The sequence below is a fragment of the Sphingomonas sp. HITSZ_GF genome (assembly GCF_029543155.1).
Taxonomy (GTDB): Bacteria; Pseudomonadota; Alphaproteobacteria; order Sphingomonadales; family Sphingomonadaceae; genus Sphingomonas.
The window spans coordinates 284904-310730 of the sequence record NZ_JARQXA010000002.1; the positions used below are offsets into that span (position 1 = coordinate 284904).

The 25827-nt window shown below is 68.4% G+C and carries 22 protein-coding genes; 7 read left to right on the forward strand and 15 right to left on the reverse strand.

Annotation, left to right across the window (positions count from 1 at the left end):
- Positions 1–89 precede the first annotated feature (89 nt).
- The 4 genes from P6144_RS07160 to P6144_RS07175 are packed head-to-tail and all read left to right on the forward strand — an operon-like array spanning position 90 to position 6532.
- Positions 90–839 carry a protein ImuA gene (locus P6144_RS07160; RefSeq protein ID WP_277767048.1) on the forward strand — a complete coding sequence of 250 codons (750 nt, stop codon included), beginning with the start codon at positions 90–92 and terminating at the stop codon, positions 837–839.
- A complete protein-coding gene (locus P6144_RS07165) occupies positions 817–2664 on the forward strand; it encodes a DNA polymerase Y family protein (RefSeq protein WP_277767049.1) in 1848 nt (615 codons plus the stop codon). The genes P6144_RS07160 and P6144_RS07165 overlap by 23 nt, the downstream gene beginning before the upstream one ends.
- A complete protein-coding gene (locus P6144_RS07170; protein ID WP_277767050.1) occupies positions 2661–5999 on the forward strand; it encodes an error-prone DNA polymerase in 3339 nt (1112 codons plus the stop codon). The genes P6144_RS07165 and P6144_RS07170 overlap by 4 nt, the downstream gene beginning before the upstream one ends.
- Positions 5999–6532: a 2'-5' RNA ligase family protein gene (locus P6144_RS07175; protein ID WP_277767051.1), complete on the forward strand. Its 534-nt coding sequence runs from the start codon at positions 5999–6001 to the stop codon at positions 6530–6532. Before P6144_RS07170 ends, P6144_RS07175 begins: the two co-directional genes overlap by 1 nt.
- Positions 6533–6562: 30 nt before the next feature.
- Here the strand turns inward: P6144_RS07175 and P6144_RS07180 are convergent, their stop codons facing one another.
- Positions 6563–6979 carry a methylated-DNA--[protein]-cysteine S-methyltransferase gene (locus P6144_RS07180; RefSeq protein ID WP_277767052.1) on the reverse strand — a complete coding sequence of 139 codons (417 nt, stop codon included), beginning with the start codon at positions 6977–6979 and terminating at the stop codon, positions 6563–6565.
- A 213-nt stretch (positions 6980–7192) separates the two neighbouring features.
- Complete coding sequence (locus tag P6144_RS07185) at positions 7193–8197, reverse strand: fumarylacetoacetate hydrolase family protein (RefSeq protein WP_277767053.1); 1005 nt, start codon at positions 8195–8197, stop codon at positions 7193–7195.
- Positions 8198–8413: 216 nt separating this feature from the next.
- Between P6144_RS07185 and P6144_RS07190 the strand changes: the two genes are divergently transcribed.
- Positions 8414–9703 (forward strand): adenylosuccinate synthase, encoded by a 1290-nt coding sequence (locus P6144_RS07190; protein WP_277767054.1) that lies wholly within the window; start codon positions 8414–8416, stop codon positions 9701–9703.
- Between the two features lie 100 nt (positions 9704–9803).
- Here P6144_RS07190 and P6144_RS07195 read toward each other — a convergent pair whose 3' ends face one another.
- The 9 genes from P6144_RS07195 to P6144_RS07235 form a co-directional block, all read right to left on the reverse strand.
- Positions 9804–10070, reverse strand: a complete 267-nt coding sequence (locus tag P6144_RS07195; RefSeq protein ID WP_277767055.1) for a hypothetical protein — start codon at positions 10068–10070, stop codon at positions 9804–9806.
- A gap of 203 nt (positions 10071–10273) precedes the next feature.
- Positions 10274–10675, reverse strand: coding sequence for a hypothetical protein (locus P6144_RS07200; protein WP_277767056.1), 402 nt, complete (start codon positions 10673–10675; stop codon positions 10274–10276).
- A 64-nt stretch (positions 10676–10739) separates the two neighbouring features.
- Complete coding sequence (aroC, locus tag P6144_RS07205) at positions 10740–11807, reverse strand: chorismate synthase (RefSeq protein WP_277767057.1); 1068 nt, start codon at positions 11805–11807, stop codon at positions 10740–10742.
- A complete protein-coding gene (locus P6144_RS07210) occupies positions 11804–12331 on the reverse strand; it encodes an N-acetyltransferase (RefSeq protein WP_277767058.1) in 528 nt (175 codons plus the stop codon). The genes aroC and P6144_RS07210 overlap by 4 nt, the downstream gene beginning before the upstream one ends.
- An 8-nt stretch (positions 12332–12339) precedes the next feature.
- Positions 12340–13143, reverse strand: coding sequence for an enoyl-ACP reductase FabI (gene fabI / locus P6144_RS07215; protein ID WP_277767059.1), 804 nt, complete (start codon positions 13141–13143; stop codon positions 12340–12342).
- A complete protein-coding gene (locus tag P6144_RS07220) occupies positions 13140–14033 on the reverse strand; it encodes a YihY/virulence factor BrkB family protein (protein WP_277767418.1) in 894 nt (297 codons plus the stop codon). Before P6144_RS07220 ends, fabI begins: the two co-directional genes overlap by 4 nt.
- Positions 14034–14096: 63 nt before the next feature.
- On the reverse strand, positions 14097–15032 hold the full coding sequence (locus tag P6144_RS07225; protein WP_277767060.1) for a DnaJ C-terminal domain-containing protein: 936 nt from the start codon (positions 15030–15032) through the stop codon (positions 14097–14099).
- Positions 15033–15210: 178 nt separating this feature from the next.
- Positions 15211–16095, reverse strand: coding sequence for a transglutaminase family protein (locus P6144_RS07230; RefSeq protein WP_277767061.1), 885 nt, complete (start codon positions 16093–16095; stop codon positions 15211–15213).
- Positions 16095–18581, reverse strand: coding sequence for a circularly permuted type 2 ATP-grasp protein (locus P6144_RS07235; RefSeq protein WP_277767062.1), 2487 nt, complete (start codon positions 18579–18581; stop codon positions 16095–16097). Before P6144_RS07235 ends, P6144_RS07230 begins: the two co-directional genes overlap by 1 nt.
- Before the next feature lie 115 nt (positions 18582–18696).
- Between P6144_RS07235 and P6144_RS07240 the strand changes: the two genes are divergently transcribed.
- Both P6144_RS07240 and P6144_RS07245 read left to right on the forward strand, forming a co-directional pair.
- The gene (locus P6144_RS07240; RefSeq protein ID WP_277767063.1) at positions 18697–19002 is read left to right on the forward strand and encodes an autorepressor SdpR family transcription factor; all 306 of its coding nucleotides are present in this window, start codon (positions 18697–18699) and stop codon (positions 19000–19002) included.
- Positions 18999–19400, forward strand: a complete 402-nt coding sequence (locus tag P6144_RS07245; protein WP_277767064.1) for a hypothetical protein — start codon at positions 18999–19001, stop codon at positions 19398–19400. Before P6144_RS07240 ends, P6144_RS07245 begins: the two co-directional genes overlap by 4 nt.
- Here P6144_RS07245 and P6144_RS07250 read toward each other — a convergent pair.
- From P6144_RS07250 to P6144_RS07265, 4 genes are all read right to left on the reverse strand, one after another.
- Positions 19397–20023: a DUF4198 domain-containing protein gene (locus P6144_RS07250; RefSeq protein WP_277767065.1), complete on the reverse strand. Its 627-nt coding sequence runs from the start codon at positions 20021–20023 to the stop codon at positions 19397–19399. The genes P6144_RS07245 and P6144_RS07250 overlap by 4 nt on opposite strands.
- A 58-nt stretch (positions 20024–20081) precedes the next feature.
- Complete coding sequence (locus P6144_RS07255; protein WP_277767066.1) at positions 20082–22247, reverse strand: TonB-dependent siderophore receptor; 2166 nt, start codon at positions 22245–22247, stop codon at positions 20082–20084.
- A 108-nt stretch (positions 22248–22355) separates the two neighbouring features.
- The gene (gene ligD / locus P6144_RS07260) at positions 22356–24830 is read right to left on the reverse strand and encodes a DNA ligase D (RefSeq protein WP_277767067.1); all 2475 of its coding nucleotides are present in this window, start codon (positions 24828–24830) and stop codon (positions 22356–22358) included.
- 97 nt (positions 24831–24927) lie between these two features.
- Positions 24928–25767: a Ku protein gene (locus P6144_RS07265; protein WP_277767068.1), complete on the reverse strand. Its 840-nt coding sequence runs from the start codon at positions 25765–25767 to the stop codon at positions 24928–24930.
- Positions 25768–25827: the final 60 nt, after the last annotated feature.

The window sequence follows — 25827 nt, forward strand, 5'->3', positions numbered from 1 at the left end:
GAGCTTAGGCGGCTGGTGCCGAATGGCAATTGACTCTGGTCCGATATGGAACAGAATAGGAACATTCTTGTTTCCCGAGTCGCGAGTAAATGGCCGATCCTGCCGTCCTGAAGCAATTGCGCGAGAGCCTGCGCGGGCTCGAGGCCGGCGGATTCCGCCGGCGCCCCGCCTTGCCCTTCGGCATCGAGGCGGTGGATTCGCGGCTCGCCGATGGCGGGCTGCGGCTCGATGCGCTGCACGAAGTGGCGGCGGGCACCAGCGACATGGCGGACGATTGCGCGGCGACCCTGTTCCTCGCCGGAATCGCGGCGCGCGCCTGGGGGCCGGTGCTGTGGGTGGTACGGCGGCGCGACCTGTTCGCGCCCGGGCTCGCCCAGTCGGGGCTCGACCACAAAAGGCTGATCTATGCCGAGGCGCAGGACGATGCCGAGCTGCTGGCGATCATGGAGGAAGGGCTGCGCCATCGCGGGCTGGGCGCAGTGATCGGCGAGGCCAAGCGCGCGGACATGACCGCGACGCGGCGACTGCAGCTCGCAGCCGAAGGCGGGCGGACGATCGCGCTGCTGATGAAGCGCGCGGCGCGCGAAGGCAGCAATCCGATCGCCATGCCCTCGGCAGCCGTGACGCGCTGGCGAGTGACCTGCGCGCCCTCGGCACCGCTGCCGGTGGCGGGCGTCGGGCGTCCGCGCTGGAAGCTCGAGCTGGCGCGGCAAAAGGGGGGCGAAGGTTTCGAACTGATCGTGGAGGCATGTGATGCAACGGGTCGCTGCGCTCTTCCTCCCGTTATGGCCGATCGAAAGGCTGTGGCGGCAGGAAATGCGCCCCGCCGCGCGGCCTGACCCGCGCGCCCTCGCCGCCCCCGCCGCGCCGCTGCGCAAGCCGGCGCAGCATGAGGGGCATTGGCGGCCCGGCGCGAAATGGGCGCAGGAGGATGAACCAGTTCCTCCCCGAGCTCGGCTCGGGGAGGGGGACCGCGCGACGCAGTCGCGTGGTGGAGGGGCGGCGGGCGAAGCCCGCCGGCTGACGCCGGCGGCCCCTCCACCACGCCGCTTCGCGGCGCGGTCCCCCTCCCCCAGCAAGCTGGGGAAGGAATTATTCGCCCCCCTCATCACCACGCTTCGCAACGGCAGCCGCATCGAGATCGCCGCCGCCTGCCCTGCCGCGCAGGCGCTGGGCCTGCGGCCCGGCATGGCGGTGACCCAGGCGCGCGCGCAGGTGCCGGGGCTCGATATCCGCCCGGCCGATCCCGAAGGCGACCTGGCATCACTCAGGCGCCTCGCCATCCTTGCCGCGCGGCGCTGGTCGCCGGTGGTGGCGCTGTCGGGTGCCGACGGGCTGTTCCTCGACCTGAGCGGCACCGCGCATCTGTTCGGTGGCGAGGCGAAGATGGCGCGCCGCATCGTCCGCCTGCTCGCCCGCGCCGGCTTCACTGCGCGGATCGCGATCGCCGACACGCCGGGTGCCGCCTGGGCATTGGCAAGATACCGTCACCCCGGCGAAAGCCGGGATCTCATGCCGCAATCCGAACGTGCCATCGCACGAGACCCCGGCTTTCGCCGGGGTGACGGTTTTATCTGCCCGCCGGGCGGACAGGCCGAGTCGCTCGCGGACCTGCCCACCCCGGCGCTGCGCATCGACGAGGCCGCAGTCGAGCTGCTCAAGCGGCTGGGGGTCGAGCGGATCGGCCAGCTCGCCGCCCTGCCCCGCGCCCCGCTCACCCGCCGCTTCGGCGCGGCGACGGTGCTGCGGCTCGACCAGGCGCTGGGCCGCATCGCCGAACCGCTCGATCCGGTCATCCCACCCGAGAGCATCGCCGTGCAGCAGCGCTTCGCCGAGCCGATCGCCAGCGCCGAGGCCATCGAGCATTGGCTGGGCACGCTCACCCCGCGTTTGGCCGCCGCATTGGAGGCCGAGGGGCTGGGGGTGCAGGCGCTCGAATGCGTCGCCGAGCGGATCGACGGCGTGCCGCAGCGCATCCGCATCGGCCTGGCCCGCCCCAATCGCGACGCCGCGCATCTGCTCCGCCTGCTCAAGCGGCGCATCGAGGATGTCGAGCCGGGGTACGGGATCGACGCGATCACCCTCCATGTCCGCCGCGCCGCGCCGCTCGGGCCCGAGCCGATGGTCGAGCGGCTCGACGAGGAAGCCGCGCCCGACATCGCCACCTTGGTCGATACGCTGGCGACGCGGATCGGCCAGGGCGGCATGTGGCGGATGCGCCCGGTGGAGAGCGACGTACCCGAGCGCGCCGCAACGCGCATGCCGGTGATCGATCCGCCCGTGCGCGGCACCACCCGCGCGAAGATCGACGATATCCGCCAGCTCGACCGCCAGCCCGAGCTGCACCCCTGGCACCCCGGCTGGGCCAAGCCGGCCCGGCTGCTCGCCCGGCCCGAGCGGCTCGATCATGTGATGGCGGAGCTGCCCGACCAGCCGCCGCGCCGCTTCACCTGGCGGGGCACCGCGCACCGGGTGATCCATGCCGACGGGCCCGAGCGCATCCAGGGCGAATGGTGGAAGCGCGATGCCGAGCGGCTGAGCGTGCGCGACTATTTCCGCGTCGAGGACGAGGCCGGCCGCCGCTACTGGCTGTTCCGCGCCGGCGATGGCGAGCGCGCCGTGACGGGGGATTTGAGCTGGTATCTCCACGGAGTGTTCGGATGACCTATGCCGAGCTCCAGGTGACGACGCATTATTCGTTCCTGCGCGGGGCGTCCTCGCCCGAGGACCTGTTTCGCCAGGCGGCGCTGCTGGGCCTGCCGGCGCTTGGCATCGTCGATCGCAATTCGGTAGGCGGCGTGGTGCGTGCGCTGGTCGCGTCGGAGCAGCTTTCCAAGGCGGGCTTTCCGGTCAAGATGATCGCCGGCTGCCGGCTCGACCTGGCCGATGGCAGTTCGGTGCTGGTCTGGCCCGAGGATCGTGCCGCCTGGTCGCGCCTCACCCGGCTGCTCACGCTCGGCAAGTCGCGCGCCGATGCGCAAAAGGGCGAGAAGGGCCAATGCTTCCTTCATTGGGACGACCTTGCCGCGGCGAGCGAGGGGCTGGTTGGTGCGCTCGTCCCCGGCCTCGCCGACACCGGCGATCCGCAGGCGCTGGGCTGGATGGCGGATGTGTTCGGGGAACGCGGGCATCTGTGCCTCACCCAGCACCGCCGCCCCGGCGACGCGCTGCGGCTGCACCAACTCGACCGCGCCGCACGCCGCTTCGGCCTGACCCCGCTCGCCACCGGCGACGTGCTCTACGACACCCCCGACCGGCGGATGCTGCAGGACGTGGTGACGGCGATCCGCGAGAAATGCACGATCGACGAACTCGGCTTCCGCCGCGAGCGCAGTGCCGACCGGCACCTGAAGTCTCCGCAGGAAATGGCGCGCCGCTTCCGCGATTACCCGCACGCGCTGGCGGCATCGGAGGCGATCGCCGAGCGCTGCCAGTTCAGCCTGCGCGACCTGAAGCACCAATATCCCGAGGAAGAAGTCATCCATGGCCGCAGCGCGCAGGACGCGCTCGCCGCGCTCGCCTGGAACGGGCTCAAGCAGCGCTTCGCCGGCAAGCCGAGCCAGGCGCATCAGGATCTGCTCACCCATGAGCTCGGGCTGGTCGCGAAGATGGAATACGCGCCCTATTTTCTGACGGTCAATTCGATCGTCCAGTTCGCGCTCAGCCAGCACATCCTCTGCCAGGGACGCGGCAGCGCCGCCAATTCGGTGATCTGCTTCGCGCTGGGCATCACTTCGATCGATCCGATCAAGCACCAGCTGCTGTTCGAGCGCTTCATCTCGACCGAGCGCAAGGAGCCGCCCGACATCGATGTCGATTTCGAGCATGAGCGGCGCGAGGAAGTGATCCAGTGGATCTACGAGCATTACGGCCAGGATCATGCCGCGCTGACTGCGGTGGTGATCCGCTTCCGCTCGCGCAGTGCCTTGCGCGAGGTCGGCAAGGCGATGGGCCTGCCCGAGGACATGACCGCAGCGCTGTCGTCACAGGTCTGGGGCTGGTCGAACGATGTCGATGACCGGCACGCCGACGCGCTCAACCTCGACCGCAGCGATCCGCGCCTCGCGCTGACACTCGAACTGGCCCGCCAGCTGGTCAACACGCCGCGCCACCTTTCCCAGCACCCGGGCGGCTTCGTGCTGACCCGCGACAAGCTGCACGACCTGATCCCGGTCGAGCCCGCCGCGATGGTCGATCGCCGCGTCGTTGAATGGGAGAAGCTGGACATCGAGGAGCTGGGTTTCATGAAGGTCGATATCCTCGGCCTCGGCATGCTCGGCTGCATGCGGCGCAGCTTCGATCTGCTGGCCCAGCACAAGGCCACGCACCTCACCCTCGCTGCGCCGCTGATGCAGGAAGAAGACGCGCTTACCTTCGACATGATCCAGCAGGCCGATACGCTGGGCGTGTTCCAGATCGAGAGCCGCGCGCAGATGTCGATGCTGCCGCGGATGAAGCCGGTGAATTTCTACGACATCGCGATCCAGGTCGCGATCGTCCGGCCGGGGCCGATCCAGGGCAACATGGTCCACCCCTATCTCAAGCGCCGGCAGAATCCGGCGCTGGTCGACTATCCCTCGCCGGCGCTGGAGAGCGTGCTGAAGAAGACGCTGGGCGTGCCGCTGTTCCAGGAACAGGCCATGCAGGTGGCGATGGTCGGCGCAGGCTTCACTGCCACCGAGGCAGACCGGTTGCGACGCGCGATGGCGACGTTCAAGTCGAGCGGCGATATCGGCGAGTTCGGCCCCAGGCTGATCAGCGGCATGCTCGAGCGCGGCATCAGCCAGGACTTCGCCGAGCGCGTGGTCGAGCAGATCAAGGGCTTCAGCAATTACGGCTTTCCCGAGAGCCACGCCGCCAGCTTCGCCAAGATCGCCTATGCCTCGAGCTGGATGAAATGCCATCATCCCGATATATTCTGCACCGCGCTGCTCAACGCGCAGCCGATGGGCTTCTATGCGCCAGCGCAGTTGATCCGCGATGCGCGCAACCACGGAGTGGAGGCGCGCGCCGTCTGCATCAACGACAGCGACTGGGATACGCGAATCGTGCCCGAGGGGCCGAACGCGCGCGAACGGGACGCCAGATTCTGCGGCACCGAAGCCGACTGGAACAGCCTCCAGCCGATCCGGCTCGGCATGCGCATCGTGCAGGGGTTGGCACAGGGCGATGCCGAGGCGATCCTGACGGCGCGCAGGCAGGCCCCGTTCACATCGATCGAGGATATCTGGCGGCGTTCGCGCGTGAAGCCCGCCGCGCTCGAGCGGCTGGCGCGGGCCGACGCCTTCCAGGCGCTCGGCCTCAACCGGCGCCAGGCGCTCTGGGCGATCAAGGGGCTGGGCCAGGCGCCGCTCGACCTGTTCGCCGCCGCCGATGCCCGCGAAGGCGCGACCGTAGCGGAAGTGGTGGAGCCAGCCGTGGCGCTGCTGCCGCTCAGCGCCGGGCGCGAAGTGGTGGAGGATTACCGTGCGACCCAGCTTTCGCTGCGCGCGCACCCCCTCTCGTTCCTGCGCGACCGGCTGGCGGCCCGGCGGATCGCGAAATGCAGCGACCTCCTAAACATGAAGGACGGCGAGCGCGTCGAAGTCGCCGGGCTGATCCTCGTCCGCCAGCGGCCGGGCAGCGCCAAGGGCGTGGTGTTCGTCACGCTGGAGGACGAGACCGGCATCGCCAATGCCGTGCTGTGGGCAGATCGCTTCGAAGCGAACCGCCGCACCGTGATGTCCGCCACGATGCTGGCGATCCGGGGCAAGGTGCAACGCGAGGGCATCGTCATCCATGTCGTCGCCGAGCAGATCAGCGACCTGACGCCCTGGCTGCGCGAAGTCGGCGAACTCGACCTTCCCAACATGACGATGCCCGGCGACGGCGCCACCCATGGCGGCACGATCGATCCGCGCGACCGGCTCGTCCCCCGCCAGCGCCCGGCCGACAGCTGGCCGCCCCGCAGCCTCAAGGCGCCGGAGCTGATCCCGGTGCGCTCAAGAGACTTCCACTGATGCCCGGGAACCGCCTGTTCTTCGCGCTGCGCCCTTCGCCGCTCGCCCGCAACCTGATCGGCGTGCAGCGCGACCAGCTGGGGCTGGCCGAAAGCGTGGTCGAGAACGACCGGCTCCACATCACGCTTGCCATCACCGAGGATTTCGCCCGCCAGCCCTATGCCGAGGCGAAGGCGCTGATCGCGATCGGCGAACAGGTCTCCGCCGCGCCGGTGCCGGTGCGGCTCGACCGCGTATCGGGCAGCAACGAGACGATCGCACTGCGTCCCAGCCGCAAGATCGATGCGCTGGCCGAGCTGGGCGCCAAGCTGCAACAGGGCCTGGCCCGCGCCGGGCTGCTGCGCGGCACCTGGGATTTCCACCCGCACGTCACTTTGCTCTACCGCAAGGGCCGCCCCTTCACCCGGACGATCGATCCGATCAGCTGGGACGCCACCGATTTCGTGCTGATCCATTCGATCCTGGGCGCGCACCGGCACATCGAGCTGGGCCGCTGGCCGCTGGAGGACCGGCAGGGCGCGTTCGGGTTCTAGGGTGGCATTTCCCCATACCTGTGGGGAGCCTTAAAACCCCAGCCCGAGCTGCGGCAGCTCGCGAGTGACGATGCCGCCCTGCACCTCGACGCCCTCGATCGCCAGCATCTGTGCCTTGGAATGCGATCCCCCCGGCGCCGAGAAGCCGCCGATCTTGCCATTGGCCGCGGTCACGCGGTGGCAGGGGATGATCAGCGGCACGGGATTGCTGGCCATCGCCTGGCCGACATCGCGAGCATATTCGGGTCCGGCATCGAGCGATTTGGCGATCGCGCCATAGGTCGCAGTCTCGCCCCAGCCGAGCGCGCGGACGGCGGCATAGACGCGCTCGAAAAAGGGCTGTTGCGGCCCGAGATCGACCGGCACCTGCGCGAAATCGACGCGCTCGCCGGCGAAATAGCGGCGCGCATCGTCGATCACCGCCTGCACCGGCGGCGGTGGCGGCACCGGCCGCGCATCGGGCAGACGGCGCAGCAGCGCCCGCTCGGCTTCGTGCGCGGTGCCCGCCGGCAGCCGGAAGCTGGTGACGCCCGCCGCGTTCCAACCGATCGCGGCAAAGCCCGCCTCGGTCTCGAACGGGTGTAGAAGCGCTCGCCGGTCATGCGGGCAAGATCGGGGCGCGGAACCGCCTGCGCAAGCGCTCCGTTCCCGCGGAAAGAATCAGCCCCCCACGGTCTGCTCGATCACGCCGAAGATCGGGTGGTGCTTGTCGTCCTCGGCCCAGATGCGCACCGTGTCGCCCTTTTTGAGGAACGGGGTGACCGGGGCACCGCCGCGGATCGTCTCGATCGTGCGGATCTCGGCGAGGCAGGAATAGCCGACGCCGCCTTCGCTGACCGGCTTGCCAGGGCCGCCATCCTCGCCGCGATTCGAGACGGTGCCCGAGCCGATGATCGTGCCGGCGCCGAGCTTGCGCGTCTTGGCGGCATGCGCGACCAGCGTGCCGAAATCGAAGGTCATGTCGACTCCGGCATCCGCCCTGCCGAAGGGCTGGCCGTTCACATCGACCATCAGCTTGCGTTGGAGCTTGCCGTCCTTCCACCAGTCGCCCAGCGAATCCGGGGTGGCGAACACCGGCGAGAAGGCGCTGGCCGGCTTGGACTGGAAGAAGCCGAAGCCCTTGGCGAGCTCGCCTGGGATCAGGTTGCGCAAGGACACGTCGTTGGTGAGGCCGACCAGCCGGATCGCGGCGAGCGCTTCCTCGCGGCTGGCGCCGAGCGGCACGTCGCCGGTGACGACCACGACCTCGCCTTCGAGGTCGCAGCCCCAGCTCTCGTCGGCAAGCGGGATCGGATCGCGCGGGCCCAGGAACCCGTCGCTGCCGCCCTGGTACATCAGCGGATCGTGCCAGAAGCTGTCGGGCAGCTCGGCGCCGCGTGCCTGCCGAACCAGCGCGACATGGTTCACATAGGCCGAGCCGTCGGCCCATTGATAGGCGCGCGGCAGGGGCGCGGCGGCGAAGCGTTCGTGGAAGCGCTCGCGCGGGATCACCTCGTGATCGAGATCGGTGGCGAGATTGCGAAGATCGGCCTCGACGGCGTCCCAATTGTCGAGCGCCGCCTGCAGCGTCGGCGCGATCATGTCGGCACCGGCATACCAGGCCAAGTCACTCGATACGACGACCAGCTTGCCGTCCCGGCCATTCTTGAGGCTTGCGAGCTTCATTTGTCTCTCCTTTGCGCCGACCATAGACCCCGGCGCGCAGCCAAGTCGAGGCGGCTAATCGGGCTCGCCCCGGCGCATAAACGCTTGACCTCGACGGCTGCGCGCGCCATGCGCGCCGCGGCTTCGGGCCCTGCCCCCAAGCCGCTGTAAAGCCCGGTCGCCGAGCCCTGTCGAAGGGCGGCCAGGGTCCGCCCCGGCAGGCGGAGACTCGTATCCATGGCAAATGTTGCGGTTATCGGCGCCCAGTGGGGCGACGAAGGCAAGGGCAAGATCGTCGACTGGCTCGCCGAGCGCGCCGACATGGTCGTGCGCTTCCAGGGCGGCCACAATGCCGGCCACACGCTCGTCGTCGGCGAGAATGTCTATAAGCTCTCGCTGCTCCCCTCGGGCATCGTCCGCGGCACGCCGTCGGTTATCGGCAATGGCGTGGTGCTCGATCCCTGGGCACTCAAGGCCGAGATCGAGAAGCTGCGCGGCCAGGGCGTCGAGGTGACGCCCGACACGCTGAGCATCGCCGATACCTGCCCGCTGATCCTGCCGCTCCACGGCGAGCTCGATGGGCTGCGCGAGGACGCGAGCGGCGCCGGCAAGATCGGCACGACGCGGCGCGGCATCGGCCCGGCCTATGAGGACAAGGTCGGCCGCCGCGCGATCCGGGTCTGCGACCTGGCGCATCTCGGCGAGCTCGAGCCGCAGCTCGACCGGCTGCTCGCGCACCACGACGCGCTGCGCGCCGGCTTCGGCGTCGGCCCGATCGACCGCGCGGCGCTGGTGGCGCAGCTAAAGGAGATCGCCGGCTTCGTGCTGCCCTTCGCCAAGCCGGTGTGGCGCGACCTCAACGCCGCGCGCGAGCGCGGTCGCCGCATCCTGTTCGAAGGCGCGCAGGGCGTGCTGCTCGACATCGATCACGGCACCTATCCGTTCGTCACCTCGTCGAACACGGTGGCGGGCACGGCTTCGGCCGGATCGGGCATCGGCCCGGCCGCGGTCGGCTTCGTGCTGGGCATCGCCAAGGCCTATACCACCCGCGTCGGATCGGGCCCGTTCCCGAGCGAGCAGGACAATGACGTGGGCGAGCGGCTGGGCACGCGCGGGCACGAGTTCGGCACCGTCACCGGGCGCAAGCGCCGCTGCGGCTGGCTCGATGCGGTGCTGCTGCGCCAGTCGGCCGCGGTTTCGGGCATCACCGGCATCGCGCTGACCAAGCTCGACGTGCTCGATGGGTTCGACGAGATCAAGGTGTGCACCGGCTACAAGCTGCACGGCGAGGAGATCGACCATTATCCCTCGAACGCCACCGATCAGGCCGCGGTCGAGCCGGTCTATGAAACGATGCCGGGCTGGCAGGAGACCACCGCCGGCGCGCGCAGCTGGGCCGAGCTGCCCGCCGCCGCGATCAAGTATATCCGCCGGGTCGAGGAGCTGATCCGCTGCCCGGTGGCGCTGGTCTCGACTAGCCCCGAGCGCGAAGACACGATCCTGGTCCGCGATCCTTTCGCGGACTGATCCGGCCTGGTCCGCGATCCCTTTGCGGACTGAAACGAAAAGCGCGCTGCCCCTCCGGCCACGGAACGGGGCAGCGCGCCTTCCCTGAAATCAGCCCTGCTTAATGGGGCTTTTTCTTGCCTTCCTTCTTGGCGTCGCGCTTGTCCGCTTCGGCCGTGGTCGGATCCTGGCTGGGGGTTGCCGGATCGGGTGCCGGTGCCGTGGTGGTCGTCGCGTCCGGCTGTGGCGCCGGTGCCGGATCGGGCTCCGGTGCGGGGGCCGGCGCCGTCGTCGTTGCCGACGGATCAGTCGGCGTGGTGGTCGTCTGGGCGAAGGCCGCGGGGGCGGCCAGCAGCGCCGCAGCGCCGATCAGGGTTTTGAGCAACATACAGGGCAATCCTCCTTCGGTTTTTGCCGGCAACCCTTCGAGCCGTTGCACATGTCTGGCTTGTTTCCGGTGATTTCGCCCAGTCCTGCAGTGCGCACGGTTGGGCAGCGAGCCGAGCCGGGGAACAGACGGGCCGAAACCTGCCAGACAAGAAAAGGCAGCCGCACCCGGTAGCGCGACCGCGATTTTACCCGTTCCGTCGCTCAGCGCGGTTCGGTGCTGGCGCTGGCACCGGCGCTTGCGCTGGCGCTCTTGCGACTCGCGCTGGCCGAGACGCCGGCATCGACGCCGACGCTCGAATTGGCGGCCGACTCGACCGTATGCTTGCGCGCCCGACCGGCCGCCGTGCGCGTGCGCGCCCTGGCGTCATAGGCCTTGTCGCGTGCCTTGTCGGTCGTACCGCGCACCGTATCGGTGGTGCGATCGAGCGTGTCGCTGCGGATCGTGCCGTCCAGGTTGCCGCTCATCATACCGCCAGCGGTAGCCACCGGCGCACCCACGGTACCGCCAAGACTGCCGCCGGCCTGCCCGCCGAGACTCTGTGCCAACGCGATTGCCGGCACCAACAGCGCCCCCGCCGCCGCGATCGATAACAATATGCGCATGGGTCGTCTCCTGCATCATCTTGCAGGAACAGAACGTCTCCGCGGACCCGCGCGTTCCTGGCGTTCAGCCGACCTGCGCGCGGTGGAGAAGCTTCTGGTCGGCGAGCACCAGCGCCATCATCGCCTCGACCACCGGCACGCCACGGATGCCGACGCAGGGATCGTGGCGGCCCTTGGTGCGGATCTCGGCCGCCTCACCGTCGCGGTTGATCGTCTCGACGGGGGTGAGGATCGAGCTGGTCGGCTTGAACGCGGCGCGCGCGCGCACCGGCTGGCCGGTCGAGATGCCGCCCGCGATACCGCCGGCATGGTTGGCGAGGAATTCGGGGCCGTCCACGCCCGGCCGCATCGGATCGGCATTGGCCTCGCCGGTGGCGAGCGCCGCAGCGAAACCGTCGCCGATCTCCACGCCTTTCACAGCGTTGATCGACATGATCGCGGCGGCAAGCTCGCTGTCGAGCTTGGCGTAGAGCGGCGCGCCCCAGCCGGCCGGCACCCCGGTCGCCTCGCAGGTGACCGTGGCGCCCAGCGACGAACCGGCCTTGCGCGCCTCATCTACCAGCGCCTCCCAGCGCGCCGCCGCCTCGGCATCGGGCGAGAAGAAGGCATTGCGGTCGATCTCGGCGGCGTCGAAGCGCGAATAGAGGATCGGGGCATGGCCGATCGCCTCGACCCAGCCGGTGATCGTCACCTCGGGGATGACCAGCCGCGCGATCGCGCCCGCCGCCACCCGCGCCGCGGTTTCGCGCGCCGAGCTGCGCCCGCCGCCGCGATAGTCGCGAAAGCCGTATTTCGCGTCATAGGCATAATCGGCATGGCCGGGACGATAGGCCGAAGCGACTTCGGAATAGTCCTTGGAGCGCTGATCTACATTCTCGATCATCAGGCTGATCGGCGTGCCGGTCGTGCGCCCCTCGAACACGCCCGAGAGGATGCGGACCTGGTCCGGCTCCTGGCGCTGGGTGGTGAAGCGCGACTGGCCGGGGCGGCGCTTGTCGAGGAACGGCTGGATATCGGCTTCGGACAGGGCGATCCCCGGCGGGCAGCCGTCGACGACCACACCGAGCGCCGGGCCATGGCTCTCGCCCCAGGTAGTGAAGCGGAAGACGCGTCCGAAAGTATTGAAGCTCACTCGACCCTGCCCAATTGCGCGAACGCCGGTGCGTGCGTCGCTGCGCCGCGCACCCCGCACGGCATGGCGCCGCCCTGGAGCGGCAGCGCCATCAGATACTCACCGGCATAGGGCGAGGCAAATCCCTGGGCCCATTCGGCGGCGAAGCCGAAGCGCTCATAATAGCCGGGCTCGCCGAGCACGAAGCAGAGCATCGCGCCCGCGGCGCCGAGCTGGTCGATCCCCGCCTGGATCAGCGCCTCGCCGACGCCCTGCTGGCGCCAGGCCTTCTCCACCGCGAGCGGGGCCAGCGCGACCGCTGCGATCGGCTTGCCGGCGATCTCGGCCTCCATCCGGCTGAACGCGATCATGCCGGCGAGCGCGCCGGTGTCCTCGTCATCGGCCACCAGGGTCAGCACCATGTCGCCGTCGATGCACAGCCGCTGGACGAGCTTTGCCTCGTCCTCTGCCGGGAAGCAGCGACGCAGCAGCGCGTCGATCGCCGCCACGTCCCCGCCGGTGGCGGGGCGGATCGCGATGCTCACGGCTGTGCTCAGGAAAGCGCGATGTCGGGCGCGTCCTCGGCCTTCATGCCGATCACGTTATAGCCCGAATCGACATGATGGATCTCGCCGGTCACGCCCGACGACAGGTCCGAAAGCATGTAGAGCCCGGCACCGCCGACATCCTCGATCGTCACGGTGCGGCGAAGCGGCGCGTTCAGCTCGTTCCACTTGAGGATATAGTTGAAGTCGCCGATGCCGCGCGCGGCCAGCGTCTGGATCGGGCCGGCCGAGATCGCGTTCACGCGGATATTCTCCGGGCCCATGTCGACCGCGAGATACTTCACGCTCGTCTCCAGCGCGGCCTTGGCGACGCCCATCACGTTATAGTGCGGGATCACCTTCTCGGCACCGTAATAGGTGAGCGTCAGGATCGAGCCGCCGTTCGGCATCAGCTCGCGCGCGCGCTTCGCGACGGCGACCAGGCTGTAGGCCGAGATGTTCATCGTCATCAGGAAGTTGTCGAGCGTGGTGTCGTAGAACTTGCCGCGCAGCTGCGACTTGTCCGAGAAGCCGATGGCGTGGACGATGAAGTCGATCACCGGCCACTTGGCCTTGAGCGTGTCAAACGCCGCATCGAGCGCGTCCATGTCGGCCACGTCGCAATCGATCAGCGTGTCCGAGCCGAGCTGCTCGGCCAGCGGCTTCACCCGCTTGAGCAATGCTTCGCCCTGATAGCTGAACGCCAGCTCGGCGCCCTGCTCGGCGAGCTTCTTCGCGATGCCCCAGGCGAGGCTCTTGTCATTGGCGAGGCCCATGATCAGCCCGCGCTTGCCCTGCATCAATCCGGTCACGACGCACTATTCTCCTGCTTGTCCGGCTCCTCTAGACCGTTCTCGGGCGTTTCCGCCAGAGCCGCGTTCAACTCCGCACCGACGACGAGGCCCAGCCCGACGAGGAAGAAGAAGATCAGCGCGATCATCACGCCCGCCAGGCTGCCATAGGTCAGGTCGTAGCTGCCGAGCGTGCCGAGGATGTGCGGCAGCACCGCGGTGACCAGCAGCCACCAGACCGCGGTGAACAGCGCGCCGGGCCATTTCGGGCATTTGCTCTTCCGGTAGCGGCTGGGCGTGAGCGAGTAGAACAGGATGTAGAGCGCGCCGAACAGCGCGATGGCGGGGGCGATCTTGGTGAGCGAGACGATGCGCTGCGCTTCCGATGCCCAGGGGAAGATCTTGTAGAGGAACTGCTCGACGCCGGTGAGGATCACCTGGAAGCTGAACGCCGCCATGGTGAGGACCACCGAACCGATGATCATCCCGATCGCGCCCAGCCGATATTGCCAGAAGGGCGTGCGCGACTTGGTGCCATAGGCCTGGCGCAGGATGCCGCGGATCGTCTCGATGAAGCCGGCAACGGTCCACAGGCCGACAATCGCGCCGAACCATAACAGGTTGCCGGTGCGCGCCATCAGCACGTCCGACACCGGCTTGCGCAGCAGGTCCGCGACATCGGGCGGGACGGTGTGGAGGAACGCCTCCAGCGTATGGATCCCCTCCGAGCTGCGGCCGAACAATTGCGCGATCGCGGCGGCGACGATGAAGAAGGGAAAGAGCGTGACCAGGCTGAGATAGGCAAGGTTGCCGGCATAGGTGAAGCCGTCGTTGAACGTGCCGATCACAACCCGCTTGAACACGGTCCAGAATTTGGGTCCGAACCCGATGCGGGCGAGCAGGGCGAGAATGCGCCTGCCCAGCCCCGGCTTCGCCTCCGCGGCGCCTGCATCTTCCCCTGTCGTCACTAGGGATTAGACGCCCATGCGGCCACGCGGGTTCCCCTTGTCGGTCCAGCCCCGGGCGAACTCGATCAGCGCATCGTCGTCGACCGGCAGCTCGACCATCAGCGTGACGAGCAGGTCGCCGCGGCCACTGGGCTTCTTGTGGAAGCCGCGACCCTTTAGGCGCAGCGTCTTGCCCGACGAGGAGCCCTTGGGCACCTTGAGCATCACCGGCCCGTCGGGCGTCGGCACGCGCACCTCGGCACCGAGCACCGCCTCGGACAGCGTCACCGGCAGCTCGAGCCGGATATCGTCGCCCTGGCGCTCGTAGAAGCGGTGCGGCTGGATTTCGATCGTCACGATCGCGTCGCCCGGGCCTCCCGGCCCTTCCTCGCCCTTGCCGGCGAGCCGCATCTGGGTGCCCGTCTCGACCCCGGCGGGCAGCTTCAGGTCGATCGTCTTGCCGTCGCGCAAGGTGATCCGCTGCGGCGCCAGCCGGGCCGCATCCTCGAATGAGACGGCCAGGCGATAGGCGACATTGGCGCCCTTGGGTGCCTGACGCCGCCCGAAATCGCCGAAGCCGCCCGAAAAGCCGCCGCCACCGCGCCGCCCGCCACCGAACAGCCCTTCGAAGATGTCGCCGAAGCCGCCCGCATCGCCGGCGCCGAAATCGGGGCGGAAGCCGCTCTGGCCACCGCCGCCCATCCCCGCGCCGAAGCCCGCACCGAACGGGTTGACCGGATTGCCGTCACCGTCGATCTCGCCGCGATCGAAGCGGGCGCGCTTGTCCTTGTCGGTCAGCAGGTCATAGGCCGAGGTGACCTGGCTGAACTTCTCCGCCGCCTTGGGATTGTCCTGGTTGCGGTCCGGGTGCAGCTCCTTGGCGAGCTTGCGATAGGCCTTCTTGATATCGGCCTCGCTCGCGCCACGCGCCACGTTCAGAACGGAATATGGATCAGCTGCCACTCAACACCCCTTTGGAAGCGTCGTATTTCGGCGCGTCCAACCCGTAACGCAAGGGCAGGTGGCGAATGTCCGTCAGCCGGATACCGTCACGCCGCCAAAGTACACGAAGTATAGGCCCAAACCGGCATGCGCGGCGCAGCCCGCGCAATTTCGCTACGCGGAAGCGATCCTATCTTTCCTACAGATCGTCCAGGGGTTCGACATCGACCGAGACATGCAGGTCCTGCGCGCCCGAGCCGAGCATGATGCCGTCGATCGGCGCGATCTCGGCATAGTCGCGGCCGATCGCCATCACGACATGGTCCTCGGCCATCCAGATGCCGTTGGTCGGATCGACGCCGACCCAGCCGAGATCGGGCCCGGCCCAGACCAGCACCCAGGCATGCGTCGCATCGGCGCCGACCAGCCGCGGCTGGCCCGGCGGCGGCAGCGTGCGCAGATAGCCCGAGACATAGGCGGCGGGCAGCCCGGCCGCACGCAGGCCCGAGATCATGATCTGCGCGAAATCCTGGCAGACCCCACGGCGTTTGTCGAAGGCGGCGCGCGGCGAGGTGTCGACCAGCGTCGCGCTGGGGTCGAAATCGAACTCGCGCTGGATGCGGGTGGCGAGCGCATAGGCTGCTTCGAGTATGCCGCGCTCCGGCGCGAGATCGGGCGCGCACCAGGCGGCGATCGCGGGATCGAGCGGGATCTGCTGCGAGGGAAAGAGATAGGCGGCCGGACTGGCCGGCGAGACGTCGCGGCTCTCCCGCGCCAGCCTTGCGATCGCGGCGAGGCTCGGGTCGCTCGCCATCGGCATCGGGATCGGCCGGTCGACGCGAACGCGCGCGGTGCTCTCGATGGTCAGCGTGCTGGTCGGCACTTCGAGCACCAGCCGCACGACATTGGCGAGCCCCGCCTCCGCCCGCGCCGGGAAGACCCGCCCGCCCGGCTCGACCGACAGCGCATAGTCGAGCACTTCCTGCCCCGACCACAGGATCGGCTTGAGCCGCAGGTTGCAGCGCGCGAAGGCGGCCGGCTGGGCATAGTCGAACCGCGTCACGTGGCGGATGCGGTAGAGCATCAGGCGAGGACGAGCCCGGCGGCGCGCAGCGGCTCGGCGCCCTGCAGGAAATAGCGGCGCGCGATCGCATCGGAGAGGTGCGCGAGCCGCAGTTCGAGACCGGCGAGCGTCACATCGTCGAGCCGCGTCGCATGCGCGGTCACCAGGATCGCCGCCAGCTCGCGCGCCTGCTCCTGCTGCGGCTCGGCCAGCCCGTCGTCGGAGAGCACCGGCAGCTTGTTGAGATGGCCCGAGATCGCCGCGATCTGATAGGCGATGCCGCGCGGGTTGCCCGGATCGAGCGTGACGAGGTCGAGCACCGGCACGCGGGCGATCCCGGTCAGATAGCGCTGGCGATAGCTGATCTGGCTGTCGGCCAGGTCGAGCAAGGTGCCGAGATCGTCGCTGGTCGCGTCGACCCGGCCGAAGGCGCGCAGGAAGCGCAGCGTTGCCATCGCTCGCTCGACCCGCCGGCCCATGTCGTGGAAGCGCCAGGCATCGGTGCGCCCCATATGCTCGGCGGCGAGCCCGGCCAGCGCCGAATAGCGCCGCTGCAGCGATCCGGCCTTGTCGAGCAGCCCGCCGCGCGTGGGGAAAGGCGCGTCGAGCAGGCGGACCATGTCGGCGGCAAGCCGGTCGCGCGAGACTTCGCCGATCGACCGCGCCTGGGCGTTGATCGCGGCTACGCTGTACCAGCCCTCCTCCATGTCCTCGAGCGCAGTGCGGGCGAGATGGGTGAGGTCGGCGCGCTTCAGCCCCCTGGGCACAGGCGCAGCGTTGCCGGAGACGAGGATGTCGGACAGGCGGCGCACCGTATCGGCGGCAAGCGCCGCGCCGGTATCCGCGCTGATCGAATTGCCGAGCAGCGCACGGATCACCCCGAGCTGCGCCTCGCCGCGCTCGAGATAGCGGCCGAGCCAGAACAGATTGTCGGCCACCCGGCTGGGCAGCGTGCCGGGATTGCGGCGCAGCTGGGTCGAATCACCCGAGGGCAGCAGCGACACCGGCTCGACCGGATCGGGGCCGTGGACGCAGACGTCCGCCGACCACATGCCCTCGCCCATCACCGCGGCGCGGGCATCGGCATGCGCGCCGATCCGCGCGAAGCCGCCGGGCAGCACCGCCCAATTGCCGTCGGCACCGCGCGCCGCGAACACCCGCAACGTGAACGGCCGCGCCGCGAGCCGGTCCTCGGCCACCACCGGCATCGTCGACAGATGCACCACTTCCTGGCCGACATAATCCTGCGGGCGGCGCTGGAGATCGGCGAGCAGCGCGGCGCGGGCGTCACCCTTGAGCGCGGCACCGAGCACCGGCGCCCCGTCCGGCAGGCCGAGCGGCGCCACGCCGAAGGCCGGCGCGATCAGCAGCTGATCGAGATTGGCCTCGACATGCGCCCGGGCATCCTCCTGCCCGCACCACCAGGTGGCGATGTTGGGCAGGGCCAGCCCCGCGCCGGTCAGCTTCTCGGCGAGCCGCGGCAGGAAGGCGGAAAAGGCCGGCGCCTCGATCAGCCCGGCGCCCGGCGCATTGGCGATCACGACATTGCCGGCGACCATCGCATCGACCAGGCCGGGCACGCCGATCGTCGAATGGCTGTCGAGCGCCAGCGGATCGAGCAGCCGCGGATCGAGCCGGCGCCACAGCGCATCGACGCGCTTTAGCCCGGCGATCGTGCGCACATAGAGCCGGTCGTCGAGCACCGCGAGATCGGCGCCCTCGACCAGCAGCCAGCCGAGATAGCGCGCGAGATGCGCCTGCTCGGCATAGCTCGGGTTGAGCCGCCCCGGCGTGAGCAGCGCGATGCGCGGCTCGGCGCGGCGGCAGCGCGCGGCCAGGCCTTCGCGGAAGGCAGCGAAGAAGGGTGCATGGCGCGCGATGTTGAGGCGGCCCTGCAGCCCATCGAGCGTCTGCCCCATCGCCAGCCGGTTCTCGAGCGCATAGCCGGCGCCGGCAGGCGCGCGGAGCTGGTCGGAAAGCACGCGCCAGCTGCCGTCGGGCCCGCGGCCCAGGTCGAAGGCGACGGCCTGGAGATGATAGCCGCCCGGCGGCACCAGATTGGTGAGCGGACGCAGGAAGAACGGGCTGCCAGTGACGACGGCGGCCGGCACATGCCCATCCGCAACCAGCGTGCCCGCGCCATAGAGATCGGCAAGCACCGCCTCCATCACTTCGGCGCGCTGGGCGATGCCGGCGGCGATGCCCTGCCACTCCGCCTCTTCGATCAGCAGCGGGATCGGCGAGAGCGGCCAGGGGCGCTCCTCGCCTTCGCCGGCAATGCGGAAGCCGGTGCCGATATCCTCGGCCTGGCGATGCGCGCGCTCGCGGGCGGTCTCGAGATTCTCGCCGCACAGCGCCGCCAGCTCCTCGAACACCGCGGGCCAGGCGGCATCGCCCTTGCCGCGGGCACACAGCATGTCGTCGCTGCCGCCGGACGCGCAATAGTCCGCGATCCAGCGATCGGCGATAACGCCTGCGTCGAACAGAGATGCGGCGCTGCTCGCCAACGATCGTCCCCAGCTATCCCGAGGACCTAGTGGGGCAATCGCTGCTGCGTGGCAACATGGGATGCGTACGGAAGCACGCTTGACTCATTTCGACATTTAGCTAAATGTCATCGCCATGAACAATGTGTTCAAGGCCTTGGCCGATCCCACGCGCCGCAAGGTGCTCGAGCTGCTGCGCCAGCGCCCGATGACGGCCGGCGAGCTGAGCGATCGCTTTCCGGTGTCGCGGCCGACCATGTCCGCGCATTTCAACATCCTGAAGGAAGCCGGGCTGATCGCAGCGCACCGGGACGGCAAGTCGATCGTCTATCGCCTGCAGCTCTCGGTGCTCGAAGACGCGCTGCTCAGCTTCGGCCAGCTGTTCGGCATCGGCGGGGCAGCACCCGACTCCACAATCGCAAGCCAAGGATCCATAAAATGAAGATCGGTGTCCGCACTTCCCTGATCGCCGCGCTGTTCATCCTCGGCGCGACGCTGCTGCTGCGCGAGCTGGTGCAGGCCGGCATGCTCGACGGCACCGCCGGCACCCGCGCCGCGATGGTGACCAACGGCGTGATCGTCGCGCTGTTCGGCAACTTGATTCCCAAGACGCTCAGCAAGCCACGCCACTCGGTCGAGGCCGAGCAGCGCGTCCAGGCGGCGCTGCGCCGCTCGGGCTGGGCGATGACGCTCGCCAGCCTGGCCTATACCGGGCTGTGGCTGGCCGCGCCCGAGGCCGTCGCCCAGCCGCTGTCGCTCGCCGCGCTGGGACTCACCGCGCTCTACGTCTTCGGCCTGGCGGTGCGCTGCAAGCTGCGGCGCGACACCGCCGCCGCCTAGCGGACGAAGGTGAGCGTCGAGATGTGCATCACGCTCGCCACGTCCTGCCCACCCAGCCTGGCCGGCGCATTCTCGGTGTGCGAGGCGCTGACCAGATAGCGGCCGGCACCGAGCGACGGCACGGTGATCCGGCCCTGCGCATCGGTGGCGAAGCTCTTCTGCCAGCGATCGGGCGTGACGATCATGATCTTGGCGTCGGCCAGCGGCTTGCCGCGGAACATCAAGGTGAAGCTGTCGCTATTCGCCGCGACCGGCACCAGTTCGAGATCGAGCTGGTGCATGGTCTCCGCGCGGCCGGCGCGGGCATAGAAGATCGCCCCCTGCTTGCCCTCGCCCGCCGCCCAGGGCTCGAACACCGCATCGTCGCGCACGCGGACGTCGCCGGTACCGGCAACCGCCGCCTCGATATGGTTGGCGCGGCGCGTCAGCGCGCCCGTGGCACCGACGAGCTGGGGCTTTTGCAGCTTCGGGAATTCGGGATCGCCATTGGCGGGCACCGCTTCGTGCGGCTCGCCCAGATAGATGCGCGCCGGACCCTTGGCGTCCTTTTCCACCCACACTTCGTGCGCGGCGGCGGGGGCGGCGATCAGCATCGCGGCAGCGGCAAGCAGAAGCGTCTTCATCGTCTCTCTCCCGGCTGGGGACGAGGGAGGTGCCGGACACACCTCCCTGCCCCCTTTATCAGAACTTGTAGTTGGCGCTCACCGTGAAGTTGCGCGGATTGCCGTAGCGATACTGGCTGTAGAAGCCGACCTGGCTGTAATAGGTCTTGTCGAGCAGGTTCTCGACATTGGCCTGGAGCTGGAAGCGCTCGGTTACCGCGAAACGCGCCATCAGGTTCACCAGCGCATAGCCGTCCTGCAGGAAGGTATAGGGCGCGGCAGTGACCGGGTTGGTGCCGGTCGAATAGGCCTTGCTGCGATAGTTGACGCCGCCGCCGATGGTGAAGCGGTCGACCGTATAGGTGGTGAACAGCTTGAGCAGCCGGCGCGGCTGATCGGTGTTCGCGGGAACGTCGTTGGCGTCCTCGGCCTTGAACTGGCTGTAGCCGAAGTTGATGTTCCAGCCCGGCAGCGGCCGGCCGGTCGCCTCGATCTCGAAGCCCTGGCTGACCACGCCGTCGGCGGCGCGATAAGGCTGGACGGTCTGGCCGCCGACGATGATCGGCGCGCCGTCGACCTGGCCGACATTGTCCTGCTCGATGCGGAACAGCGCGACCGAGGTCTGCAGCGCCTCGTTGAAGAAGGCGCTCTTCAGGCCGACTTCATAGGCCTTGCCCTCGAGCGGATCGAGCAGGTCGAGATTGCGGTCGTACAGGTTCTGCGGCTGGAAGATCTTGGTGTAGCTCGCATAGAGCCGGTGGTTCGGCGTGATGTCGAGCAGCGCACCCAGATAGGGGATGAACACATCGTCATCGCCATAGTCGCTCGGCCCGCTCCAGGCGAAACCGGTCTGGTGCCAGCTGGCGAGGCGGCCGCCGGCGATGATCTTGAGCGGATCCGCAACGTTCAGCCGCACCGCGCCATAATAGCCGGTCTGCTTGATCCGCTCCTGCTCGTTGCGCACCGGCGTGGTACCCCACACCGGCTCGGGGAAGTCCGCGCCGCCCTCGCCGACCAGCGGCACGTTCGCCGCCCAGTCGTTCAGCCCGGTGCCCCAGGCTGGATTGTTGCGCGTATAGGGCGCCACGAAATTATCGGTGTGGCGGTTGAGGATGCTGTGCAGCGCGCCGAGCACCACTTCGTGATCGCGGCCGAACAGCGTCACTTCGCCCTTGATCTGCCCGTCGAAGCTGTCCTGGGTGCTCTCGCCCTTCGACTTGTACGGATTGCTCGATTCGATCGTCCCGGTCGCCTTGTCGACATTGCCGTAGAGATAGAGCAGCTGCGTATCGCTCGAATTGCGCAGGCGGTTGTAGTTGACCGTCACGCTCCACCGCTCGCCGATCTGCTGGCGCACCGTGGCGAAGAGGTTGAGGTTGGTGCTGTTCCAGTGCGTCCAGTCCGCCGCAGTGCTCTGCGAGCGGGCGAGATGGGTGGTGGTGCCGTCGGTATAGAAGGTCGGCAGCGCACCCCATAGCGCGCCCTTGGGCTTGGTATCCTGATAGCTGACGCCGGCACGCACCAGCGTGCTGTCGGTCAGGTCGGCATCGACGACGCCGTACAGCACGTACTTCTTGTTGTGATAGAGGTCGATATAGCTGTCGCCCTCCTCGTAGCGGCCGACGGCGCGGGCGCGGATGCGGCCGTTCGCGGTCAGCGCGCCGCCGACATCGCCGGAGATCCGCCAGGTGTTCCAGCTGCCGATGCTCGCATTGACATAGCCGCCCCATTCGGTGGCATCGGCATGCTTGCGCACGAGGTTGACCGAGGCGGAAGGATCGCCCGCACCCGAAAGCAGGCCGGTCGCGCCGCGCACGATCTCGACGCGCTCATAGACGGAGACGTCCATGCTGGTCTCGCCATTGGCGCCGGCGAGCGTCCAGGCGGCGGGAACGCCGTCGATCTGGGTGTTCCGGATCTCGAAGCCGCGCGCATAAAAGCTGTTGCGCACGTCATCGACTTCATTGACCGCCACGCCCACGCCGTTCTCGATCACATCGGCGACGGTGATCAGATTCTGGTCGAGGATGCGCTGCGCGGTGACGATGCTCACCGACTGCGGCGTCTCGCGCACCGTCAGCCCCAGGCCGGTCGCGGTGTCGATCTTGTCGGGGATCGTATAGCGACCGCTGACGACGATCTCTTCTCCATCGGCGGGCTTCTGCGTTTCGTCGGTCTGAGCGAAAGCGGGCGAGGCCAGCGTGGTCAGCGCCACGCCGAGGCAGAGAGAAAGCTTGCGGTTCAACTTGGGTCCCCGAATGTTGATGCGGATGCGTGCCGCGCTCCCGGCGGCTGTCGCGGCCCCTAGTGCTATTGCGAGTGGTTTGCAACTAGCGATGCGGGTAGCCAGATTTCAGACATCGGGTAGTTGCTGATCCGCCACACCCCAGCCGCGCAGTGCGCGACCCGTGGCGCGCTCGATCAGCCCGGCCGCGTCGCGGATCGAGAAATGCCCGGGGCTGTCGATGTCGCGCAGCTCGCTCCAGGTCACCGGCGCCGCCACCGGCGCGCCTTTACGGGCCCGGGCAACATAGGGGAGCACCGCGGTGCTGCCGCGCTGGTTGCGCAGATAGTCGATGAAGATCTTGCCCTTGCGGTTCGCCTTTTTGAGATTGGCGGTAAAGCGATCGGGCTCGGCCTCGCTCAGCGCTTTGGCGAAACGCTCGCAGAAGCTCTTCGCGGCAGGCCATTCCGCCCCCGGCACCAGCGGCACCACCACATGCACGCCCTTGCCGCCCGAGAGCAAAGGCCAGCTGGTCAGCCCGATATCGGCGAGATGGTCCTTCAGGTCGGCCGCCGCCTTCTTCACCGTCTCGAAATCGAGCCCCTCGTCGGGATCGAGATCGAACACCAGCCGATCGGGCTTCTCGACATCGGCGACCAGGCTGCCCCAGCCATGGAACTCGATCGTCCCCATCTGGACGCAGGCCAGTATCCCGTCGGCATCGTCCAGATAGAGATAGGGCTCGACCGATCCGTCCTTCTCGCGAATGTCGACATGGTGGACATGGTCGCCGAAGCTGCCTGCGTCGTGCTTCTGGAAGAAGCAGGCGCGGGCGCGGCCCTGGGGGCAGCGGACCAGGCTGATCGGCCGCCCGGCCAGCCAGGGCAGCAGGATCGGCGCGACCGCGAGATAGTAATCGGCCAGGTCGCCCTTGGTCAGGCCATCGCCGGGGAAGATCACCCGCTCGCGGCTGCTGATCTTCACTGCCGATGCCGGCATCTCGGGCAACGGCGCAGGAGTCTCCGCAACGACCTGCTTCGCCTGCTTGTCCTCGCGCAGCCCGAGAAAGCTCGCATGGCGCACGACATTCTCGGCGGTGAACTCGGCAAAGGCCACTTCGGCGACGAGCTGCGGCTTCACCCAATGCGCCCCGCGCGCCTCGGTTTTGGGCACCTCGGCTGCGGCAGTCCTGGCCGCGATCTCGTCGAGCCGTGCGCGCAGATCGTGCAGCATGTCGGCGCTGAACCCGGTGCCGACCTTGCCGGCATAGACGAGCCCGCCCGGCCCGTTGAGCCCGAGCAGCAGCGAGCGGAAGCCACGGCCCTTCGCCGACGACGGCAGCCAGCCGAGGATCACGAACTCCTGCCGCCTCGTGCACTTGGTCTTGAGCCAGGCCTTGCTCCGTGTGCCGCGATAGGGCGCATCAGCGCGCTTGGAGACCACGCCTTCATAGCCTTCGCGACACATCGTCTCGAACAGCTTCTCGCCGCTGCCCAGCACATGCTCGGAGAAGAGGATGCGCTCGTCCGCGCCGTCGAGCAGCGCGCGCAGCCGCTCCTTGCGGGCGAGCTGGGGCAACTTCGCCAGGTCTTCGCCGCCCTGTTCGAGCAGATCGAAGGCGAACATCACCAGCCCCTCGCCGCCGTTCGACAGCGCATCCTGCAGGCTGGAGAAATCGGGCCTGCCCTGCTTGAGCGCGACGATCTCGCCGTCGATCAGCGCCGGACCGGGCAGCGACGCCGCCGCCTCGGCGATGCCCGGAAAGCGATCGGTCCAGTCGAGCCCACTGCGCGTGTAGATCTTCGGCCCGCCCGCACCGACACTCAGCAGCGCGCGATAGCCGTCATATTTGACCTCGTGCAGCCACTGGTTGCCCGCCGGAACGCTATCGACCAGCGTGGCGAGCTGGGGCGCGCGGAATTTGGGATTTTTACCGTCACCCCGGCGAACGCCGGGGTCTCGTGCAGGTACGCTAGCGGCCTGAGATCCCGGCTTTCGCCGGGATGACGGTTTGGCGGACGGTTTCACGCCCTCCGCGATCTCCTGCATCGTCCGCCCGGTCTTCACGCTGGTCAGAGCGGTCTCGACCAGCGTGTCGGTCGCGCCCGCGAACCGGTCGTCGATCTTGCGCAGCAGCCAGTTCTCGTTCCGCTCCTTGCCGCGCGGCTTGAGGCGGATCAGCAGCCATTCGCCCTGCATCCGCTCGCCTTCGAGCGTGAAGTGGAGATGGCCCTTCTCCAGATCCTTCGCGCTCTTGCCCGGAATCGGCGCCCAGCTGCCCGCGTCCCACAGCATCACCGTGCCGCCGCCATATTCGCCCTTGGGGATCGTCCCCTCGAAATCGGCATAGGACAGCGGATGATCCTCGGTGCGCACCGCGAGGCGCTTCTCGCCCGGATCGAGGCTCGGCCCGCGCGTCACTGCCCAGCTTTTGAGCACGCCGTCGATCTCGAGCCGGAAGTCCCAGTGCAGCCGCGTCGCGTCGTGCTTCTGGACGATGAAGCGGTTGCCGCCGCCGCTGGCGATCTTGCCGGCAGGCTCCGCGGTCTTCGCGAAATCGCGCTTGGCGTTGTATTTCGCGAGCGGATCGGGGGACTTGGCCACTAATCCGTCATCCCGGCGAAAGCCGGGATCTCCCTGTTAGGGAGCGAGCGCTTGCCGCACGAGATCCCGGCTTTCGCCGGGATGACGAAGAACCTCTTCACGCCCGCTTCTTCGCCGGCGCCTTTTTGGCCGGCGCCTTCTTCGCCTCGGGCTTCTCGAGCGACTTCTTGAGCGCCGCCATCAGGTCGACCACGTTCGAGCCGCGCCCGCCCTTGGCGTCCTCCTTGTCCTCGATGATCTTCTTGCCGCGCGACTTCTGCTTGCGCGCGATCAGATCCTTGAGCGCATCGACATAGCGATCGTGGAACTTCTTCGGGTCGAACGCGGCGACCTTCTTCTCGATCAGGCTCTCGGCCAGGCCGAGCAGCTCGGGGTCGGGCGCGTCATCGGGGATGTCGCGGAAATAGCCCTGCGCCTTGTTGACCTCATCGGCATAGCGCAGCGTCTCCAGCACCATCCCGCGCCCGCACGGCTTGAGGCTCACGACATATTCGCGCCCGCGCATCGCCAGCTGGCCGAGCCCGACCTTGCGCGTGCGCTTCAAGGCCTCGCGCAGCACGATGAACGCCTCTTCGGCCAGATCGTCGGCCGGCACGACGAAATAGGGCCGCTCATAATAGAGCACGTCGATCTCGTCGGCATCGACGAACTGGGTGAGTTCGAGCGTCTTCTTCGATTCGAGCTTCACTGCGTCGATCTCGTCCTGCTCGAGCAGGACATATTCGCCCTTCTCGACCTCGAACCCTTTTACGATCTCCTCCGGCTCGACCGCGCCGACGCCGGGCGCCACCTTCTCGTACTTGATCCTTTTGCCGCTCGGCTCGTGGATCTGGTGGAAGCTGATCTGCGCCCCCGATTTGGTCGCGGTGTAGATCTCGACCGGGATCGACACGAGCGCCAGCCGTATCTGCCCCTGCCAATAGGCGCGCGCCGCCATTGCACCTGCTCCTTCGTTGCGAAGCCGATTCAATGTGCCAGCAAAGGAAGCGTTCCTCGA

Coding starts and splice junctions, on each gene's coding strand:
- P6144_RS07245 (WP_277767064.1), top strand. CDS start 18,999: ATGAAGATCGGTGTCCGCACTTCCCTGATCGCCGCGCTGTTCATCCTC.
- P6144_RS07195 (WP_277767055.1), bottom strand. CDS start 10,070: ATGTTGCTCAAAACCCTGATCGGCGCTGCGGCGCTGCTGGCCGCCCCC.
- P6144_RS07165 (WP_277767049.1), top strand. CDS start 817: ATGCGCCCCGCCGCGCGGCCTGACCCGCGCGCCCTCGCCGCCCCCGCC.
- P6144_RS07250 (WP_277767065.1), bottom strand. CDS start 20,023: ATGAAGACGCTTCTGCTTGCCGCTGCCGCGATGCTGATCGCCGCCCCC.
- P6144_RS07200 (WP_277767056.1), bottom strand. CDS start 10,675: ATGCGCATATTGTTATCGATCGCGGCGGCGGGGGCGCTGTTGGTGCCG.
- P6144_RS07190 (WP_277767054.1), top strand. CDS start 8,414: ATGGCAAATGTTGCGGTTATCGGCGCCCAGTGGGGCGACGAAGGCAAG.
- P6144_RS07170 (WP_277767050.1), top strand. CDS start 2,661: ATGACCTATGCCGAGCTCCAGGTGACGACGCATTATTCGTTCCTGCGC.
- P6144_RS07160 (WP_277767048.1), top strand. CDS start 90: ATGGCCGATCCTGCCGTCCTGAAGCAATTGCGCGAGAGCCTGCGCGGG.
- P6144_RS07265 (WP_277767068.1), bottom strand. CDS start 25,767: ATGGCGGCGCGCGCCTATTGGCAGGGGCAGATACGGCTGGCGCTCGTG.
- P6144_RS07185 (WP_277767053.1), bottom strand. CDS start 8,197: ATGAAGCTCGCAAGCCTCAAGAATGGCCGGGACGGCAAGCTGGTCGTC.
- P6144_RS07175 (WP_277767051.1), top strand. CDS start 5,999: ATGCCCGGGAACCGCCTGTTCTTCGCGCTGCGCCCTTCGCCGCTCGCC.
- P6144_RS07230 (WP_277767061.1), bottom strand. CDS start 16,095: ATGCTCTACCGCATCCGCCACGTGACGCGGTTCGACTATGCCCAGCCG.
- P6144_RS07240 (WP_277767063.1), top strand. CDS start 18,697: ATGAACAATGTGTTCAAGGCCTTGGCCGATCCCACGCGCCGCAAGGTG.